This window comes from Achromobacter dolens (assembly GCF_902859745.1).
Classification (GTDB): Bacteria; Pseudomonadota; Gammaproteobacteria; order Burkholderiales; family Burkholderiaceae_B; genus Achromobacter; species Achromobacter dolens.
Genome location: NZ_CADIJW010000014.1, coordinates 1 through 18,439 on the forward strand (window position 1 = coordinate 1; position 18,439 = coordinate 18,439).

At 69.0% G+C, this 18,439-nt stretch carries 15 protein-coding genes; 3 read left to right on the forward strand and 12 right to left on the reverse strand.

The genetic code is table 11. The features are described 5' to 3' along the window. The 3 genes from HV783_RS12725 to HV783_RS12735 all read left to right on the forward strand — a co-directional run. A partial coding sequence (locus HV783_RS12725) for an aspartate carbamoyltransferase (protein WP_175189258.1) occupies positions 1–649 on the forward strand: 649 nt, incomplete at its 5' end. Beyond that, entirely contained in the window at positions 646–1,950 is a 1,305-nt protein-coding gene (locus tag HV783_RS12730) for a dihydroorotase (RefSeq protein WP_175189259.1), read from the forward strand. The genes HV783_RS12725 and HV783_RS12730, both read left to right, overlap by 4 nt. Further along, entirely contained in the window at positions 1,947–2,687 is a 741-nt protein-coding gene (locus tag HV783_RS12735) for a lysophospholipid acyltransferase family protein (protein ID WP_054503405.1), read from the forward strand. Before HV783_RS12730 ends, HV783_RS12735 begins: the two co-directional genes overlap by 4 nt. An 84-nt stretch (positions 2,688–2,771) precedes the next feature. Here the strand turns inward: HV783_RS12735 and HV783_RS12740 are convergent, their stop codons facing one another. From HV783_RS12740 to HV783_RS12795, 12 genes are all read right to left on the reverse strand, one after another. Further along, positions 2,772–3,605: a symmetrical bis(5'-nucleosyl)-tetraphosphatase gene (locus tag HV783_RS12740; protein ID WP_054503406.1), complete on the reverse strand. Its 834-nt coding sequence runs from the start codon at positions 3,603–3,605 to the stop codon at positions 2,772–2,774. After that, the gene (lptG, locus tag HV783_RS12745) at positions 3,602–4,780 is read right to left on the reverse strand and encodes an LPS export ABC transporter permease LptG (RefSeq protein ID WP_175189260.1); all 1,179 of its coding nucleotides are present in this window, start codon (positions 4,778–4,780) and stop codon (positions 3,602–3,604) included. Before lptG ends, HV783_RS12740 begins: the two co-directional genes overlap by 4 nt. A gap of 90 nt (positions 4,781–4,870) precedes the next feature. Continuing rightward, positions 4,871–5,605: a monofunctional biosynthetic peptidoglycan transglycosylase gene (gene mtgA / locus HV783_RS12750; protein ID WP_054478367.1), complete on the reverse strand. Its 735-nt coding sequence runs from the start codon at positions 5,603–5,605 to the stop codon at positions 4,871–4,873. A gap of 4 nt (positions 5,606–5,609) precedes the next feature. Beyond that, positions 5,610–6,473: a shikimate dehydrogenase gene (gene aroE, locus HV783_RS12755; RefSeq protein WP_054503408.1), complete on the reverse strand. Its 864-nt coding sequence runs from the start codon at positions 6,471–6,473 to the stop codon at positions 5,610–5,612. Further along, the gene (locus HV783_RS12760) at positions 6,470–7,369 is read right to left on the reverse strand and encodes a TonB family protein (protein WP_081273639.1); all 900 of its coding nucleotides are present in this window, start codon (positions 7,367–7,369) and stop codon (positions 6,470–6,472) included. The genes aroE and HV783_RS12760 overlap by 4 nt, the downstream gene beginning before the upstream one ends. Before the next feature lie 38 nt (positions 7,370–7,407). Continuing rightward, positions 7,408–8,496 carry an ABC transporter ATP-binding protein gene (locus tag HV783_RS12765; protein ID WP_049071108.1) on the reverse strand — a complete coding sequence of 363 codons (1,089 nt, stop codon included), beginning with the start codon at positions 8,494–8,496 and terminating at the stop codon, positions 7,408–7,410. After that, a complete protein-coding gene (locus tag HV783_RS12770) occupies positions 8,489–10,267 on the reverse strand; it encodes an ABC transporter permease (protein ID WP_049071111.1) in 1,779 nt (592 codons plus the stop codon). Before HV783_RS12770 ends, HV783_RS12765 begins: the two co-directional genes overlap by 8 nt. Positions 10,268–10,416: 149 nt before the next feature. Continuing rightward, positions 10,417–11,514 carry an ABC transporter substrate-binding protein gene (locus HV783_RS12775; RefSeq protein WP_054503409.1) on the reverse strand — a complete coding sequence of 366 codons (1,098 nt, stop codon included), beginning with the start codon at positions 11,512–11,514 and terminating at the stop codon, positions 10,417–10,419. A gap of 140 nt (positions 11,515–11,654) precedes the next feature. Then, positions 11,655–14,141, reverse strand: a complete 2,487-nt coding sequence (locus tag HV783_RS12780; RefSeq protein WP_175189261.1) for a sensor histidine kinase — start codon at positions 14,139–14,141, stop codon at positions 11,655–11,657. Next, positions 14,128–14,799: a response regulator transcription factor gene (locus HV783_RS12785; RefSeq protein WP_054503410.1), complete on the reverse strand. Its 672-nt coding sequence runs from the start codon at positions 14,797–14,799 to the stop codon at positions 14,128–14,130. Before HV783_RS12785 ends, HV783_RS12780 begins: the two co-directional genes overlap by 14 nt. Positions 14,800–15,838: 1,039 nt before the next feature. Continuing rightward, positions 15,839–17,746, reverse strand: coding sequence for a ribonuclease catalytic domain-containing protein (locus tag HV783_RS12790; RefSeq protein ID WP_175168029.1), 1,908 nt, complete (start codon positions 17,744–17,746; stop codon positions 15,839–15,841). Positions 17,747–17,812: 66 nt separating this feature from the next. Further along, positions 17,813–18,415, reverse strand: a complete 603-nt coding sequence (locus HV783_RS12795) for a YqiA/YcfP family alpha/beta fold hydrolase (protein ID WP_054503412.1) — start codon at positions 18,413–18,415, stop codon at positions 17,813–17,815. Positions 18,416–18,439 lie beyond the last annotated feature (24 nt).

Here is an 18,439-nt window from a genome sequence, read left to right on the forward strand (position 1 = left end):
GGTCGCCGCCGGCCTGCCGGCCGGCATCCTGGTGCTGCGGCATCCGGCCAGCGGCGCCGCCGTCAGCGCCGCCGGCGCCTGCGCGCCGGGCCTGCGCATTCTCAACGCGGGCGACGGCGCGCACGCCGATCCGCTGCCGGCATTGGCCCGCGTGCAGGCGATGCTGCAGGCCAGGCACGATCTGACCAACCTGGCCGTGGCGCTGGTGGGCGACATCCGCCACAGCGCCGTGGCCCGCGGCCTGATCCATGCCATGACCACGCTGGGCGTGCCCGAAGTGCGCGCCGCCGCGCCACGCACCCTGTTGCCCGACGGCCTGCCGCAACTGGGCGTGCGGGCTTGCGCCACGCTGCACGAATGCCTGGCCGACGCCGATGTGGTGATGGTGTTGCCCCTGCGCGCCGAGCGCATGAGCGGCGCGCTGCTGCCGTCGGCGCGCGAATACGCCGCCAGTCATGGCCTGACGCGGGACCGCCTGGCGCTGGCCCGGCCCGATGCCCTGCTGCTGCCCGCCGCCGCGCTGACGCCGGGCATCGAGGTCGATGGCGATGTCGCCGCCGGCCTGGGCGACATTGACGCCGGTTTGGCCCGCTCTGAATGTCATTTGCGCCTGGCCGCCTTGAGCGTGCTGGCTGGAGTCGCCGCATGAGGCTGCACATCGCCAATGGCCGCCTGATCGACCCGGCCCACGACCGCGACGGCATCCAGGACCTGTTCATCGCCGATGGCCGAGTGGCGGCGGTCGGCCAGGCCCCCGACGGTTTCCATGCCGACCTCCGCATCGACGCCGCCGGCCTGGCCGTGCTGCCGGGCCTGGTGGACCTGTCGGCGCGCGTGCTGTGCCAGGACGCCGGCGCGGCGGCGCAGGCCCGCTTTTCCTCCGCCGAGCTGCGCGCCGCGCTGGCGGGCGGCGTGACCACGCTGGCCCTGCCGCCGGATGTCGCCACGCCGCTGGACGAACCGGCCAAGGTCGAGGCGCTGCTGCGCGAGGCGCCCGCCGGGCACGGCCGGGTGCTGCCGCTTGGCGCGCTCACGGTCGGCCTGCGCGGCGAGACCCTGGCCGAAATGGGCCTGCTGGCGCAGGCCGGCTGTGTGGCCTTCTCGCCGGGCGAGTCCGGCATCGTCGACACCCGGGTGCTGTGGGGCGCCATGCGCTATGCGGCCGGGCAGGGCCTGGCGCTGTGGCTGCGGCCGCAGGACCCCTGGCTGGCGCAGGGGGCGGTGGTCGCCGCCGGCGCCTACGCCGACCGCCTGGGCCTGGAAGGCCAGCCGCCTCAAGCCGAGGCGCTGGCCCTGCAGACGATTTTCGAGTTGCAACGCGCCACCGGCGCCCGCGTGCACCTGTCGCGCCTTTCCACCGCCCGCGGCCTGGACCTGCTGCGCGCCGCCCGCCGCGAAGGACTGCCGGTCAGCGCCGACGTCTCGGCCAACAGCCTGCACCTGACCGATGTGGACATCGGCTATTTCAATACGGCTTTCCACCTGCGCCCGCCGCTGCGCGGCCAGCGCGACCGCGACGCGATCCAGGCGGCGCTGCGCGAGGGGTTGGTGGACGCGCTATGTTCGGATCATGCGGTGGTGGACGATGACGGCAAGTCCGTTCCGTTCCCGCACTCGCAGCCCGGCGCGACCGGCCTGGAATTGCTGCTGTCGCTGACGCTGAAATGGGCCCGCGACGCCCGCCTGCCGCTGCCGCAGGCGCTGGCCCGGGTGACGTCGGGACCCGCGGCGGTGCTGCGCGGGTTGTCTCCGGCGCTGTCCGGCCTGGGTGAACTGGGCGTGGGCGCGCCCGCTGATCTGTGCCTTGCGGACCTGGAGGCCGAATGGCTGGTGGCGCCGGGCGCCCTGCAAAGCCACAGCCGTCATACGCCGTTCGCGGGTATGATGCTGCCCGGTCGTGTCCGCGCCACCCTGGTGGGTGGCCGTCCGGCCTGGGAGACGCCTGTTTGAAGCTGCTGCGCTTTGTTCTTCGCCTGATGCTGGTGGTGCCGTTGATCGTTCTGGGCCTGCTGTGCGTGGGGCTGGTGTATCCGCTGCTGCGCCCAAAGTCGCGGGCCTGGCTCAACCGCACCTGGTCGCGCTGCCTGATGGCGGCCTGCGGCCTGCGAGTCGTCTTCAAGGGCCAGCCGCGCATGACGGGCCCGGTGCTGCTGGTGGCGAACCATGTGTCGTGGATCGACATCTTCGTGCTGAATTCGGCGCGCGCGACCTCGTTCGTGGCCAAGAGCGAGATCCGCGCCTGGCCTGTGATCGGCTGGCTGGTGGCGGGGGCGGGCACGCTGTTCATCGAACGCGGCCAACGCCACGCGGTGCACGCGATGGGCGAGTCGATGCAGGCGCGCTTCAAGCAGGGCGACGCGGTCGGCCTGTTCCCGGAAGGCACGACGAGCGAGGGTTTCACGCTGCGTCCGTTCCATGCGAGCCTGTTCGAGCCGGCCCGCACGGCCGCGGTCGAAATCCAGCCGGTGGCCCTGCGCTTCCTGCAACACGGCGAACGCAGCGGCTTCGCGGCCTTCGTGGGCGAGGAAACGCTGGTGGCGAATCTCTGGCGGGTGCTGGGAACGACGGGGCTGGCGGTCGAAGTGGTGTTCTTGCCGGTGCTGGCAACGCAACACGCGGACGGGACGGCGCCGACGCGGTTGGAACTGTCGCATCAGGCCCGGGACGCGATCCAGGCGGTGCTTTGAGGGGGCTGCCTCAGCGGCAGAAACGCGCGACGGGCAGATGCTGAGCAGCCGCGGTCACCGCCGTCGGTCGCAATAGGACGATCGTCACTCGGACAACGGATCCTGGAACTGCGAGCACTTCACCTGCACCAGCTTCCGATCCTGCAGCCGCAACGCCGTCAACGCCCCGCCCCACACGCATCCCGTATCCAGGCAGATCACGTCCGGCCGCTGCATCAGTCCCAGCGTCGACCAGTGGCCGAATACCGTCGTCACGTCGCGCGTGGCGCGGTTCGGCACGTCGAACCAGGGCACCAGGCCAGCCGGCCAGGCGCCCGGCGTCACTTTGGTCGCGAACTCCATGTGGCCGTTCGGCGTGCACAGGCGGATACGCGTCAGCGCATTGATGATCACCCGCATCCGCTTGCCGCCCTTGTGGTCTTCCTTCCACGTCGACGGTTCGTTGCCGTACATCTTCTGCAGCGCCTTCTGCCAGTTCGGGCCGCGCAGCGCGTCCTGCACCTCGGCCGCCAGCGACAGCGTCTTGGCCACGTCCCATTTGGCCAGCGTGCCCGCATGCACCATCAGGTGATTTTGCTCGAAATGCGCCAGCGGGCGCGAGCGCAGCCAGTCGATCAGGTCGGCCGAATCCGGCGCGCGCAGGATGTCGTCCAGCGTGTCGGACTTGGACGGCTTGCGCACGCCCGCGGCGGCGGCCAGCAGGTGCAGGTCGTGGTTGCCCAGCACCACCGTGGCGCGATCGCCCAGGTCGATGATGCGACGCAGCGTCGCCAGCGACTGCGGGCCGCGGTTGACCAGATCCCCGGCGAACCAGAAGCGCGATTGCGGGTCGCCGACCAGATCGGGATGGGACAGCAAGCGATCCAGCGGCGAGCAGCAACCTTGCACGTCGCCGATCATCCAGATACTGCCGTTCATGCGGGACTCTTGCTCCAGGGCCAACGTTGTTGGACGATTCGGGTGATGGTGTGGCGGTATTCCATGTAGCTCATGGCGCCCAGCGCCAGGGCCATGGCGCCGATGTTCGGCCCCAGGGCGGTGAGCCAGGGCGGCCATTTGCCCAGCATGCCGACGTTCAGCGCCAACTGGTTGAGCATGAAGAAGCCCACGCCCAGCAGGATGCCGATGAACACCTTGGCGCCCACGCCGCCGCGGCGCGTCTGCATCAGGCCGATGGGGGCGGCGATGGTGATCATCACCAGCAGCGTGAACGGATATGCCAGTTTGCGCCACAAGGCGACCACCTGTCGACCATATTGCAGTTGGTTGTTGCGCAAATAATCCACATAGTCGAGCAGCGTCGCGATCGACATCCGCTCAGGGGGCAGGATCCGGGCCAGCAGGCGTTCGGCGCTCAGGGTGGTGTCGACGGTGCGCTCGGGCACCTTCACCACCACCGCGGGAGGATTCTTCGGCGGCCGGGCATCGGCCAGCGTCTCGGCCGCGTTGTCGTCCAGGCGGGTCTCGGCGACGTCTTTCAGCACCAGGTCGCCATGGGCAAAGAGGCCGCTCGGGGCGGTGGACAGCACCGACAGCGTCAGGTTCTTCTTGAATTCATACAGGGTGATGCCGGTGACCTGGCCGTCGCCCTTGAGCTCAGCGATGTTGATGATGCGGGTGCCGCCGTTGGCCATGGGCTCCTTGAACCAGTAGCCGCTGTTCAGGCGGTCGCCGCCGGCCTTGCCGCGGAACACCAGGTTGGCCTCGCCCGACTTCATCTCGGCCCAGGGGGTGACGTACTCGGACAGCAGGGCGGCGCCGATCATCAACGGAATGGTGACGATCCAGAGCATGCGCAGCAGACGCATGCCGCTGACGCCGGAGACCCGCAGGATCACCAGCTCATTGCGCTGGGCCAGCCCCGCCAGCGCCAGGATGGCGCCGATCAGCAGGCCGATGGGCAAAAGGTCGTACAGCCGGGTGGGGATGGCCAGCGCCTGCATGTACAGCAGGGCCATCATGGAGAACTTTTCGCCCACGTTGTCCAGGTCGTCCACCAGCGCGAAGAACGTGAAAAGGCCCAGCAGGGCCATGAGGACCACTGCACAAGAGCGATAGATCTCGCGGGCCAGGTAGCGACGTGCGGTACGCATGAAAAAGGGCGAAGTAGCGCTAAACGTGAAAGCTTAACAAATCCGGCCGCCCCGGGTGGGCCCGGGCTGTCGAAGCCGCCGGTTTCCGTGTCAGGGAATGTCAACCATCTGCATGCGCCGGGTCAGCGTGTAGACGCGGGAGTTCAGGTAGTTCGAGTTGCGGTGGCTGTCGTAGAAGCGCGGATTCGGCAGCATGGCCGCCAGCCGGGCCGACTGGGCGGCCCCCAGGCTGGCCGCCGGCACGTTGAAATAATGCTTGGCCGCCGCCTGGGCGCCGAACACGCCGACGCCCCATTCCGCCACATTCAGGTACAGCTCCAGGATGCGCTCCTTGCTCATGACGTGTTCGATCATGTAGGTCAGCACCAGTTCCTGGCCCTTGCGCAGGTAGCTGCGGGAACTGGACAGGAACAGGTTCTTGGCCAATTGTTGCGTGATGGTGGAGCCGCCGCGCATCTTGCTGCGTCCGGCCGCTTCCTGCTTCTGGTTGTATTCCCAGGCCTTGCGGATGGCGTCCCACTCGACGCCGTCATGCTCGGTGAAGTTGGAATCCTCGGACGCCACCACCGCCAGCTTCAGGCTGCGGTTGATCTTGTCATAGGGCACCCACTCGTATTTCAAGCGGAAATCGGGGTTTCCATCCTGCAGCCGGGACAGTTCCTCGCGCATCACGGCGCTGCTGCCCGGGTTCTGGTAGTTGTACCAGACCACCAGGCCGAACAGCCAGAACTGGTACAGCAGCACCGCGCACACCAGCGCCATCAGCGCGCCGGTGATGATCCGGAACCAGGAGCGGCGCTTGCCGCTCTTGCCGCGGGCGGCCATCGGCTCAGTTTCCGGCCATGAGCGCCTCGCGCAGCGCGGCCAGCACCGGGGCGGGGTCGGGCCGCACGCCGTGCCAGATGAAGAAGCTCTCGGCCGCCTGGCCCACCAGCATGCCCAGGCCGTCGGCCGTGAGGGCGGCGCCGTCCTCACGGGCCTGGCGCATGAACGCCGTCGGCTGGGCGCCGTACATCATGTCGTAGGCGGCCGCGCCCTCGGCGTACAGGCCGGCGGGCAGGTCGGGAGCGGCGTCCTGCAGCCCGCTGGCGGTGGCATTGACCACCAGGTTCCAGCCGCCGGGCTGGGCGGCGTCGGCCAGCCCGCCGGCGGTGACCCGGGTCTGCGGCTCGGCGCCGGTCTCGCGCCAGCCCTCGGCCAGCTCCAGCGCGCGGGCGGCGGTGCGGTTGACGATATGGATGCGGGCGCAACCGGCCTGTGCCAAGGGTTGCAGCACGCCGCGGGCGGCGCCGCCGGCGCCCACCAGCAGCACCGAGGCGCCGGTCAGGCGCACGCCCAGGCGCAGCAGATCGGAAACCAGGCCCACGCCGTCGGTGTTGCAGCCATGCCAGGCGCCGTCGCGCCAGGACAGGGTGTTGACCGCGCCGGCCAGCCGGGCGCGGCTGGATAGGCGGCCCGCGGCCAGCGTATAGGCATCCTGCTTGAACGGCACCGTCACGTTCAGGCCCAGGCCGCCCTCGGCGGCAAAGGCGGCCACGGCCGCCGTGAAGCCGTCCACCGGCGCTAGCAGGCGTTCATAGCTGAGCGGCTTGCCGGTCTGGCGGGAAAACAGGGCGTGGATCTGCGGCGAGCGGCTGTGCGCGATAGGGTTGCCGATCACGGCATAGCGGGCAAGAGGGGACGCCTCGGTCATGGGGCTTGGGTTTCCAGGGTGTCGTTGACGAAATGCCAGGTGCGGGTGATGACCAGCACGTCGGTGTCGCGCGCGATCTCGGGCGGGAACGGCGGGAATGGCGCCGCCAGTTGCACGATGCGGCGGGCGGCCTGATTCAGCACCGCGTGCGGCGACGGCTGGTCGATCTCGACGTCGGCGATGCTGCCGTCGGCGCGCACCGACACGGTGATGCGCAGCGAGCCGTAGATACGGCCACGCGCCTCTTCCGGGTAATGCTGGGTGCCGACCGTTTCGATGCGGGCGCGCCAGGCGTCCAGGTAGGCGGCGTAGCGCGAGGCTTCGGCCGAGGGCGCCACGAACTGCTTGCGCGGCTCGGCGCTGTACTGCTGCACCTTTGCCGCCAGCGCGGCGACCTGGGCGTTCTGGATGACGCTGGCCTGGTCCTCGGCGTCCTTGCCGCGTTCGTTGCCGTCGGGCCAGGGATTGACGGCCTGGCGCTCGGCGCCGGCCTTGTCGGCCGCGCGCAGTTGGGTCATCAGGCGGGCCTGTTCGGCCTCGAGCTGCACCTGGCGGCGCCGCATGGCCTCGAGCACGATGGTTTCGGCCGAGGCGCCGGTCTGGGGCAGCGGGGTGGTGGACAGGCCGCGCTCGGCGTTGCCGCCGCCACTCATCTGGTTCTGCGCCTGGGCGCGGGGGGTATCGGGCGGCGTCTCGCTGCGCGCGTTCAGCAGCACCACCTCCAGGCTGGTCGCCGGGGGCCGCGACAAGGCGGGCGCGCCGAAGCGCCACGCCAGGGCGCCGGCGTGCACCAACAGCGAAATCGCGAGGCCGATGCGCAGGTAATGCTGGGCGGGCGCGCCCAGCCACCGCAGCGGACGGCTCAGCGGGGGAGGGGAGTCAGCGACGTGTTGCACGCACGCATTGTAGAGCCACTCCGCCCGCCGCCGTCACCTTACTTGGCCGGGCGCGGGAACACCCAGACCTTGTCCGCCGGCAGGGCCAGGCGGCAAGGGCCGGGCTCGCGGCCCTCGGGACCGTAGGCGCGCAGCGCCAGCGTGTTGGCCGGATCCGCGTCGGGGGTGCGGAACAGGTATTCCCAGCGGTCGCCCAGGTACATGCTGGTCAGCAGCGGCATGTCGATGTGGTTACCGTCGGGGTCGTCCGCCAGGCGGACCTGTTCGACCCGGATCACGGCGGTGGCGTCCTGGCCCGCGGCCACGCCTTCCCCGGCCTTGCCCCACAGCGCCCAGCCGCGGCCCTCGATGCGGGCGCGGCCATCGCGCACTTCGGTGACCTTGCCGTCCAGGCGGTTGTTGCTGCCCATGAATTCGGCGGTGAACAGCGTCGACGGCGCGCCGTACATCTCCTGCGGCGTGCCCTGTTGCTCGATCTTGCCGTTGTTCAACAGCAGGATGCGGTCGGAAATGGCCATGGCTTCGCTCTGGTCATGCGTCACCATCAATGCCGACAGGCCCAGGCGGATGATCAGCTCGCGCAGGAAGGCGCGGGCCTCCTCGCGCAGCTTGGCGTCCAGGTTGGACAGCGGCTCGTCCAGCAGGATCACGGGCGGGCTGTACACCAGGGCGCGGCCGATGGCCACGCGCTGCTGCTGGCCGCCGGACAGCGCGTGCGGATGGCGCTGGCCGAGCTTGCCCAGGCCGAGCTGGTCCAGCACCGCCTGTACGCGTTCGCGCACTTCGCCCGACGGCACCTTGCGCAGCTTGAGCGGGTAGGCGACGTTGTCGAACACGGTCTTGTGCGGCCACAGGGCATACGACTGGAACACCAGGCCGAGGTTGCGCTCTTCGGCCGGGATCTCCTGGCGCGCGGCGCCGTCGTAGACGGTGCGATCGCCGATGGTGATGCGGCCGCGCTTGGGGCCTTCCAGGCCGGCCACGGCGCGCAGCAGGGTGGTCTTGCCGCTGCCCGAGGGGCCCAGCAGCGACACCACTTCGCCCTGGCGCAGTTGCATCGACACGCCCTTGAGCACCGGGTTGTCGCCGTAATCCAGGTGCAGGTCTTCTACAGAAAGCTCAATCATGAAGTTTGACTCCGAATCGCAGGGCGATGCCCAGGCCGATCACGACCAGAACGATATTGATGAAGGAAAGCGCGGCCACGATGTCGATGGCGCCCGAGGCCCAGAGCGACACCAGCATGGAGCCGATGGTCTCGGTGCCGGGCGACAGCAGATAGACGCCGGTGGAGTATTCGCGCTCGAAAATCAGGAACATCAGCAGCCACGAACCGATCAGGCCGTACTTGGCCAGCGGCACGGTGACGTGGCGCGTGACCTGGCCGCGGCGGGCGCCGGCGCTGCGGGCGGCTTCCTCCAGTTCGGGGCCGACCTGCAACAGCGTCGACGAGATCAGCCGCAGCCCGTAGGCCATCCATACCACCGTGTAGGCCAGCCACACGCTGAAGATGGTGCTGCGCATGGAACGCAGCCATTCGACGAAGTTCTCGCGCGCCCACTCGGCGAACGGCAGGCCCGACAGCCAGCCGCCCAGGTCGGCGTCGAGCGCGTTGTCCAGCCACATCGGCACGAACAGGAACACCCACAGGAACGCCAGGCCCGCCAGCAGGCCGGGCACGGCGCGCGGCACCAGCACGCTGTAGTCCATGAAGCGCGTGACGTTGTCCGGCTTGCGATGCATGGCCAGGCCGACGAAGGTGTAGCAGATCACCGCCAGCGCGCCGCCGAACACGCCGATGGCCACCGAGTTGACGATCGCGCGCATCAGGTTGGGTTGCGAGAACACGGTGCGGAACGCGTCCAGCGACAGCACGTCGAACAGCGACACGCCCATGCCCCAGTTGGACACGAAGGCGCGCAGCAGCACGCCCAGCAGCGGCACCACGATGGTGACCAGCAGCCAGAACGCCACCACGCCGCCGGCCACCCAGCGCCACTTGCCCAGCGGCAGCGGACGGGCGCGCGAGGCCTTGCCCTTGACGGTGACGAAGCGGTTGGCGGTGCGCATCAGGCGGCGCTGCAGCATGACCAGCGGGATCGTCATGCAGATCAGCACCACGGCCACCGCGGCCATCAGGTGGTACGACGGGATGCCGAGCTTGTTGGTCAGCTTGTACAGGTAGGTGGCCAGCACCAGGTTGCCTTCGGGGTCACCCAGCACCAGCACCAGGCCGAACACTTCCAGGCCCAGGAAGAACAGCAGCACCGTGGCGTACAGCATGGCCGGGCGCACCATCGGCAGGCTCACGGACACCATCACGCGCAGCGGCGAGGCGCCGCTGACGCGGGCCGCTTCCTCGACGTCCGAGCCCATGCTGCGCAGCGCCGACGAGATGTACAGGTAGGCGTGCGGCACGTGCGTCAGGCCGGCGATGATGACGATGCTGGTCAGCGAATACACATTCCAGGGCACGAAACCCAGGATGTTCTGCGCCCAGGTCGAGAAGAAGCCGACCGGGCCCGCCGCCACCACGTAGCCGAAGCCCAGCACCATCGGCGACACGAAGATCGGCACCAGGATCAGCGGTTCGATCCAGCGCCGGCCCGGCAGGTCGGTGCGGATCATCAGGAACGCCAGCATGCCGCCCAGCGGGATGGCGATGATGGCCAGCCCGAACGCCAGGATGAAGCCGCTTTTCAGCGCCTTGTAGAAATCGGGGTCCGCGAAGATGAAGCGGAACGCATCCAGGCTGAAGACCTTGGACGGCGAAAAGAAGGGCGCGGATAGAAAGCTCTGGATGATGATGAACGACAGCGGCACGTAGATGGCCAAGGCTGTGATCAGCACCACCACGCCGCGTGGCAGGGACTGCCATTTTCTGCGCAATGACTGCATGGGGAAAATCCTGTTATCTCGATAGACGCGGGTCGCGCCCACTGGCCATGAACACCCGGGCCACGGGCGGCCTGGCGGGCGGCGGTGCTACGCCCTCCCGCGTGCTTGCGGCCGGGGGCGCGCGGCCCCCGGCGGTACCGGCGACAGCCTTACTTGCCGGCGGCGGCGCGCCAGTCCTTGATGAACTGCAGGCGCTTGTTCTGCTCCAGGTAGTCCAGCAGCGTCTCGTTGACCGGGATCGGCTTGAGCGAGGCGCCCAGCTTCTTGGTCATGCCGTCGACGTCGTTGTCGCCTTCGATGTCGTCGCGGACCGAGGCCAGGTCGGCCTGGTTGGCCATGATTTCCTGGCCCTTCTGCGACAGCAGGTAGTCCATCCACAGCTTGGCGGCGTTGCGGTTCTTGGCCTTCTTGCTGATGAACGCCACGCGCGACAGCACCAGCGCGTAGTCGGTCGGGTAGGCCACGCCCAGCGACGGGTCGGTCTTGGCGCGGGTCTCGGCGTACGAACCCAGGATGTTGTAGCCGATCAGGTTCTCGCCCGACGACACGCGTTCCATCATGGTGCCGGTGGACGACTGCACGATCAGGCCGCCCTTGGCGATGTCCTTGAGCGTTTCGAAGTACTTGGGATCGTTGGCCTTGTCCTGCACGGCCAGCATGAAGCCCACGGCCGACTTCTCGATGTCGTAGGTGGTGACCTTGTTCTTGAACTTGTCCGGCTGGCTGGCGATCAGCTTGGCCAGGGCGCCGTGCGTGGTCGGCACTTCGTTGGCCGGGATCAGGCGCTTGTTGTAGATGAACACCGCCGGTTCGTAGGTGGTGCCGTAGGCCGAATCCTTCCACACCGCCCAGGCCGGCAGCTTGCCGATTTCGGGCGACTTGTACTGCAGCGCGTAGTCGGTGGCCAGCTTGAGGGCCGAGTCCATCGACGAGCTCCAGACGATGTCGCCGCTGCTGCCGCCCGCCGCCTGCTCGCTGATGTAGCGGTTGTACAGCTCGGTGCTGTTCATGTCGTTGTATTCGACCTTGATGCCCGGATACAGCGCTTCGAAGCCCTTGATGATGGGGCCGGCGGCCTTGGTGTCGGTGGTCGAGTAGATCACGACCTTGCCTTCCTTCTTGGCGCCGTCGAGGATCTTCTGATAATCGGCCGGGTAGCCCGCGGGAACCGTTTGGGCGTAGGCGCTGCCGGCGGCGATGGCGAATGCAGCGGCGCAGGCGGCCGCCAGTCTGGACTTGGCAAGCATGTCTTGTCTCCGTTTGGATTTGGTATCGACAGGCGCAAGGGCCTGCTTGGCGTCCATCTTAGGTTTCGGCGTCTGTCGTCGTCCTGTCATGGGACGACAGCCGGGATAAGGGTAATCCCGGTGTCCGCGGCCGCCCTGGCCTAGGGCCGCTCAGGTGTGTCGGTGATCAGCCGGATCCAGTTCTGCACGAAGCGCGAATGGCGCCGCTGGTCCAGCCCCACCAGCAGCGCGGGCGACAGCACCACCGGCTGCACGATGCCCTGCGAGCGCGCCAGCACCGCTTCCGAGGTCCAGCGGCCGGGGGTGTCTTCCATGATCGACCCCAGCGCCGCGTGGCTGGAGGCCACCTGCTGGCCGGCCGGCGACAACAGCCAGTCGACCAGCGCGCGGCCCAGGTCCGGGTTGGGCGCGCGCCGCGTGATCAACACCGAGCGCGCCAGCACCAGCACGTAGTCCTGCGGGAACACCACGCCGATCTTGCTGCCCGCCGCCTGGCGCGACAGGGCGTAGGAGCCGAGGATGTTGTAGCCCAGGTCCATCTCGTCGGTCTCGATGGCATCGAGCAGTTCGGCGCTGGTGGCCGACAGCCGCACGCCAACCTGGCCGAAGGCGTTGGCCAGGCCCCAGAAGTTCGACGACACCAGCTCGTCCTGCTCGGCCATCAGGTAGCCCACGCTGCTGCGCGAGATGTCGTAGGTGCCGACGCGGCCATGCAGCCGAGCGCGGTCGTGCTCCAGCGTGCGCAGCAGGTCCTGGCGCGAGCGCGGCACCGTGGCCTCGGTGTAGCGCTTGGGGTTGTAGACGATCACGGCCGGCTCGAAGGTGAAGCCGTAGACCTCGTTGCGCCATACCGCCCACGACGGCAGCTTGGCGGCGTAGGGCGAGGCGTAGCGCTGGGCATAGCCGTCGTTGGCCAGGCGGATCTGCAGGTCCGAGGCGGAGCTCATCAGCACGTCCACGTCCTTGAGCCGGTCCTCGATGGCGGCCTCGTACAGCTCGCGGCTGCCCATCTCGCGGTAAACCACCGTGACGTCGGGCCGTTGCGCCTGGAAGCCAAGGATCAGCGGCGCCACCACCGGCGTGTCGGTGGGCCCGGCGATGGTCAGCACGCGCGAAGACGGCTGCGGCGCGGGATAGCGGGTGACGATCTCGGGAATTTCGGCGGCGCGCACGTCCGCGGGCGCGGCGGCCAGCAGCAACAGCGTTGTGCCGATGGCCCCGAGCAACCCGGCCACGGCGCGGCCCGCGCGCTGCCGCGCCAGCGGCAGGATGACGCGCGCGGACAGGCCGCCGCCGGGGCGGTCCTGCAGCCACAGCGAGCCGCCGTGCGCCATGGCCACCGAGCGCACGATGGCCAGGCCCAGGCCCGAGCCCGGCTGCGATCCGCCGGCGCGGCCGCGCGTGAAGCGTTGCTGCACGGCGTCCTTTTCGTCATCGGCGATGCCCGGGCCGCGGTCGGACACGGTGAGCGCCACGCGGTAGCCCGCCACCGGCGTCGCCTGGATATCGACGGCGCCCTCGGGCGCATAACGCAGCGCGTTGTCGACCAGGTTGCGCAGCATTTCCCGCAGCGCCACGCGGTCGCCGGCGATGCGGGCGCGCCGCACCTGCGGCGCGATTTCGATGCGCAGGCGCTGCGCCTCCAGCGGCCCGATGCGGCGGCGCGTTTCGTTGATGGTCTCGGCCACGCCCACTGGCGCGCGCGCGCCCTTGCCGAGCCGGTGCGTGATGGTGGCGTCCATCAGCAATTGATTGATCAACTGGCTGGCGTGGGTGGCGTTCAGGTGGATGCGGCCCAGCCGTTCGCGCAGGCGCTTGGGATCGGTTTCATCCAGCGCCACCTCGGCCTGGGCGCGCAGCGAGGCCAGCGGCGTGCGCACCTGGTGCGCGGCGTCGGCGACCAGGGTGTTGAGGGTGTCCATGATCCCTGACAGGCGCTGCATGAAGGCGTTCAGGGCCTCGACCAGCCGCCGCACCTCGGTCGGCACCGGCGTGACCAGCGGCGCCAGGTCGTCCGGTGCCCGTTGCCGCAGTTCGCGTTCGATCACCGCCAGCGGCGCGAAGGCGCGCTGCACGCCGAACCACAGCAGGCCCAGCGCCACCAGCGACACCACGACCAGCGGCAGCACGCTGCGGCCCAGGATTTCGTCGGCCAGCTCCTCGCGCGACCCCAGCGTCTCGGCCACCCGCACGGTGACCCAGCCGGCATGCTGGCTGGCCGACACCAGCCGTCCCACCGTGGCCACGCGCACCGGCTCGTCGTGGTAGCTGAGGTAAGTGAAGACCGGGGTGGCCGACTGCGCCAGCGGCAGGCCGGGCGCCAGGTCGGCATAGCCCGTGATGAGCCGGCCGTTGGACGCGCGGGCTTCGTAGAACACCCGTTCGCTGCCCGACAGCATGGCCAGCGACGATACCGGCGGCTCGACGGTGACGCCGTTGTCCTCGATCTGCACGGAGCCGGCAATCGTCAACGCCGACGCCGCCAGCAGCCGGTCGAAGGCCTGCTCGGCGGCGCGCTGGGCGTAGTCGCGCAGGAAGAACACCAGCCCGATCAGCGCGCAGGCCAGCAGCACCGCGCCCAGAGTGAAGACACGGCGGCGGATGGAGGCGCTTTCAGGCAGGCTCATGGCTGCGGGCCTGGTAGCCGACGCCGCGCACGGTGACGATATCGACGGAGGCGCCGGCCAGTTTCTTGCGCAGGCGCGAGATCAGCAGTTCCAGCGCGTTCAAAGATCCATCATCCAGGTCGAACAGTTGGTTCATCAGCCGTTCCTTGGCGACGGTCTGCCCCAGCTTGCCCAGCAGGATCTCCAGCAGCCGGAACTCGCGCCGGCCCAGCTCCAGCGGCGCGCCGGCCAGCGTGACGTGGCGATTGGCCAGGTCCAGGCTCAGGTTGCCGTAGGCGGTCACGCTGCTGGTCTGTCCGGCGGGGCGTCGCAGCAGGGCGCGCAGCCGGGCTTCGAGTTCGCGCAGGTCGAAGGGTTTGACGAGGTAGTCGTCGGCGCCCAGGTCGAGCATGTCGATCTTGTCTTCGATTTCGGAACGCGCGGTGACGACGAGCACAGGCGCTTCGAGCCCGGCCGCGCGCAGTTCGCGGATCACGCTGAAGCCGTCCTTGCCGGGCAGGTTGATGTCCAGCACCAGCGCATCCCAGGTCTCGTCCAGCCCCCAGCGCAGCGCGGCGACGCCATCATGCACCCATTGCACGCTATGGCCCGCCGAGCGCAGCTTGCTCTCCACGGCATCGCCCAGGTCGAGGTTGTCCTCGACCAGCAGAATGCGCATGTCCGTCCTCCGATATCGATTGTGATTTTTTCGGGAGTTTAACGGGAGGCTTTGGTGCTGTCGCTGTCGGGGAGGCTGTGGTGTTCTTTTGGCCGCCCGTGGCGTCGGCGGCCGGTGGGGCGCGGGGCTACGATTGCGGTCCGGAGCCTTCGCTCCGGACTTCCCCGTTGTCAACCTCGTACGCCTTCGGCTCCCTACGGTTTCCCTCGGGCGCATCTACACGCCCCGCACCCCACCGGCCGCCGACGCCACGGGCTACGGCGTGATCACTTCACCGGCGCGGGGGCGAATCGTGTGCTTGGCGTTCTGGCGGCAGACCGGGTCGGGACGGAAGATTTGGCGGGGCCGCCAAAACCGGCCGCGCGGGCGGCCTTCTTTGGCATTTGGGGAGAGGTCGGGCGAGATGCGGAGGAATCGGAGAGGCAATGCCGGCGGTTCTACGTTTGGATGAGTCCGGGACGCATCGGGCGTTGTCTTCCGTGGAAAGGATCCGCGATGCATCGGGCGTTCTTCCCGTGGAAGGATCCGCGATGCATCGCCAGACCTCTTCCCTATCAGCCGTTCTTCCCCAGTATCAGGCGCGCGCCAAGCCCGTCACGCGCAAGCCACCCTCCATCGCGCGCCGCCACTCTCTCCCCCTCCCGACTGGACGGCCCCCCAAGCAAGCCACCCGCCACCCGCGCACAGCGTCATCAAGCCAAGCCAAGACACCGCGTAAGTTGCGGGCGGCCGCCCGCGCGGGCACCCGCAACGGGCATCAGCAATCTCGTGAAGTGTCCTCGCTCTTGCAGCGCCACAGGCCAAGAAAAACGTAGCTCGTCTGGCAGGCGGCCCGGGCGGCGGGCAACCTCGATGCGCCCGACGGAATCCGAAGGCAGCCGCCGGCAGGCGGCAACGAGGATGAGGAAGGGGAAGTCCGGAGCGAACGCTCCGGACCGCAATCGTGGGCGCCCGCCGCCCGGGCCGCCTGCCAGACGGGCGGCCTAAGAAAGCCCCCCGCCGCCAGCAGAAACAACCCAGCGACAAGCCAAATACCGCCCTAGGCAGCAGCCTCTTCAGCCGCCGGCCCCACCTGCCCCACATACCGGCAATCCAGCTCCAGCGACAACTCATCCATCCCCAGGATCTCCACCTCCACCGCCGTCCCGCGCTCCAGCTCGGGCATCCCCCCGATGCGGGTCACGAGCGGGCAGTTGGCGAAGCGCACCAGGTCTTCGCGCAGCACGTGCGCCACGGTGCGGGTGATGTTGTGCTGCTTGAGCCAGCGCAGGCACCAGTAGCGCTCCATCGCGCTCTGGAACTCGGCCCAGGCCGCGTATTGCGCGTCGAACGCGCCGATGATCGCGAACAGGTCCGCGTCGCGCGGCTTGAAGGGGGCCACCAGGCGCGCCGAGACGCCGTGCTCGACCGCGGCGATCAACTGCCACTGGTTCACCAGGTCGACGTAGCGGCGCAGCGGCGACGTGCTCCAGGCGTATTGCGGCACGCCAATGGCTTCGTGCGGCAGCGCCTGCGTGCTCATGCGCACGCGGCCGGCCTGTTGCGAGCGGTAGATGCCGGGCACGCCGTGCTGGTTCAGCAGGCCGCCCCACAGATTGTTGGCCAGGATCATGTACTCGGCCACCATCCGGTCCAGCGGCGCGTTGCGCTGGCGCGGCACCAGGCGCACCGGGGTGTCGGGATCGTCGGGGTCGCCGTCCAGGTAGAAGCTGTATTCCACCCGCGAATTGTTCTCGGGCTTGCCGCGCACGTTTTCGCGCTGCGCCGACAGCGCCTGCGCCAGCTTCCACAGCGGGCGCAGCCAGTGGCCGTAGGGCAGGTCGGTGGAGGCGTCGTTCAGGCTTTCTTCGGTGACCTGGGCGTCGAGCATGTTGTGGCGCAGGTTCTCACGCACCACCACGCGCTCCAGGCGCGTGTCCGACTCGATGATCTCGCCGGTTTCCGGGTTGGCCGTCACGTACAGCGACAGCACCGGCACCTCGCGGCCGGCGTCCAGCGAGAACGCCTTGATGACATTGTCGGGCTGCATGGGGATCTTGTCGCCCGGCATGTAGACGGTCGACAGGCGCGCGCGCGCCAGCTTGTCGAACTCGCTGTCGCGTGTCACGGTCAGGCCGGGCGCGGCCACGTGGATGCCGACGCGCAGATTGCCGTCGGGCAGGGTGGAGACCGACAGCGCGTCGTCGATTTCGGTGGTGGTGACGTCGTCGACCGAGTAGATCTCGGCATCCGACAGCGGCAGGTCACGGTCGATCGGCGGCAGTTCCAGCTCGGGGAAGGCCAGGCCGCGCGGGAAGTTCACCGCCAGGAAGCGGCGCTTGTGCAGGGCCAGCGCGTGCGGCCAGGCGCCCAGTTCCAGCAGCAGGCGGTCGGGGCTCTTGCCGAGCTTGGCGCAGGCGGCGTCCAGCGCCTTCCATTGCTGCGAATTCTTGTCGGGCCGGATCAGCAGTGATTCGGCCGCCTGGGCGATGGGCTCGGGCAGGCGGCCGGCGGCCATCTCGTCGACCCATTCCTGCTGCTGCTCGGCCTGGCGCTGTTTCTTTTCGAGCGCGGCCAGGGCGGCGGCCAGGATGTCGGGCGGGGCGGGGCGGTAGCTGCCCTTGCCGCGGCGGTGGAAATAGGCGGGCGCGCCGTGCAGGCGCATCAGCAGCGCGGCCTGTTCCACCGGGGTGGGGGCGTGGCCGAAGTAATCGGCCGCCAGCGCGGGCGAGTCGAATTCTTCCTGGGGCGCGCATTCCCAGAGGAATTGCAGATCCAGGGTTTCGGCCAGCGCCGCCGCCTGGGCCATCAGCGCGGCCGGTTCGGGCGCGGCGAAATTGAACAGCGTGTTGGCGCGCTTGATCTTGCTGCGCTTGCCCGACTCCGACTCCACCTGCAGGCTGGCGTCGGTTTCGGACAGGATATGGCCGGCCTTGAAGCTGCCGTCGTCTTCGTAAAACACATACATGGTGAGGGTCGTCCTGGGCGGCGCGCACGCGCCGCCTTGCGCAGCTATCTATCGTTGATGTCAGTGTTATTTGGGGCCATTCGGCGTGGAGCCTAGGGCGAATTCGAGCACCTCGGGCATCCAGTCGGCGAAACCGGACAGGCCATGGTCGCCGCCTTGCACGATGCGCTGGCGGCAGCCGGCGTAGCGATCACGCATCTCACGCCAGTCCAGCACCTCGTCGCCCGTCGCCGCCACCAGGAAATACCGCTCTGGCCGGGTGATCCGGCCGACGTGCAGGGCGGCCAGTTCCTCCACATATTCCGGCAGGAACATGAACGGCGCGTCGGAATGATACATGCGGTGCTCGCCTACCTGGGTCGCCAGGTCCCGCGCGGCCTCGACGGCGGGGTTGAGCAGCACCGCCTTGCAGCCCAGCGTCTCGGCCAGCCAGGTGGCATAGAAACCGCCCAGGGACGAACCGATCACGGTCAGCGCGAGCGGGTCGGGGGCGCCTGTCAATTGCTCGCGGGCGATGCCCAGCGCCAGCTCGGCAGCCTCGCGCGGGCTGGCCGGCAGTTGCGGGCAGGCCCACGCGCCGGCCAGCCCGCGGGCGGCCATGGCGTCGGCCATCAGGCGGGCCTTGAAGGAGATCGGCGAGGACCGGAAACCGTGCAGGTAAAGAATCATTGGGTGCCTTTCCGGTGGGGCGGG

Excerpts from the sequence above, each read along its gene's own strand:
- HV783_RS12730 (WP_175189259.1), top strand. The coding sequence starts at position 646 with ATGAGGCTGCACATCGCCAATGGCCGCCTGATCGACCCGGCCCACGAC.
- HV783_RS12740 (WP_054503406.1), bottom strand. The coding sequence starts at position 3,605 with ATGAACGGCAGTATCTGGATGATCGGCGACGTGCAAGGTTGCTGCTCG.
- lptG (WP_175189260.1), bottom strand. The coding sequence starts at position 4,780 with ATGCGTACCGCACGTCGCTACCTGGCCCGCGAGATCTATCGCTCTTGT.
- mtgA (WP_054478367.1), bottom strand. The coding sequence starts at position 5,605 with ATGGCCGCCCGCGGCAAGAGCGGCAAGCGCCGCTCCTGGTTCCGGATC.
- aroE (WP_054503408.1), bottom strand. The coding sequence starts at position 6,473 with ATGACCGAGGCGTCCCCTCTTGCCCGCTATGCCGTGATCGGCAACCCT.
- HV783_RS12765 (WP_049071108.1), bottom strand. The coding sequence starts at position 8,496 with ATGATTGAGCTTTCTGTAGAAGACCTGCACCTGGATTACGGCGACAAC.
- HV783_RS12770 (WP_049071111.1), bottom strand. The coding sequence starts at position 10,267 with ATGCAGTCATTGCGCAGAAAATGGCAGTCCCTGCCACGCGGCGTGGTG.
- HV783_RS12775 (WP_054503409.1), bottom strand. The coding sequence starts at position 11,514 with ATGCTTGCCAAGTCCAGACTGGCGGCCGCCTGCGCCGCTGCATTCGCC.
- HV783_RS12780 (WP_175189261.1), bottom strand. The coding sequence starts at position 14,141 with ATGAGCCTGCCTGAAAGCGCCTCCATCCGCCGCCGTGTCTTCACTCTG.
- HV783_RS12785 (WP_054503410.1), bottom strand. The coding sequence starts at position 14,799 with ATGCGCATTCTGCTGGTCGAGGACAACCTCGACCTGGGCGATGCCGTG.
- HV783_RS12790 (WP_175168029.1), bottom strand. The coding sequence starts at position 17,746 with ATGTATGTGTTTTACGAAGACGACGGCAGCTTCAAGGCCGGCCATATC.
- HV783_RS12795 (WP_054503412.1), bottom strand. The coding sequence starts at position 18,415 with ATGATTCTTTACCTGCACGGTTTCCGGTCCTCGCCGATCTCCTTCAAG.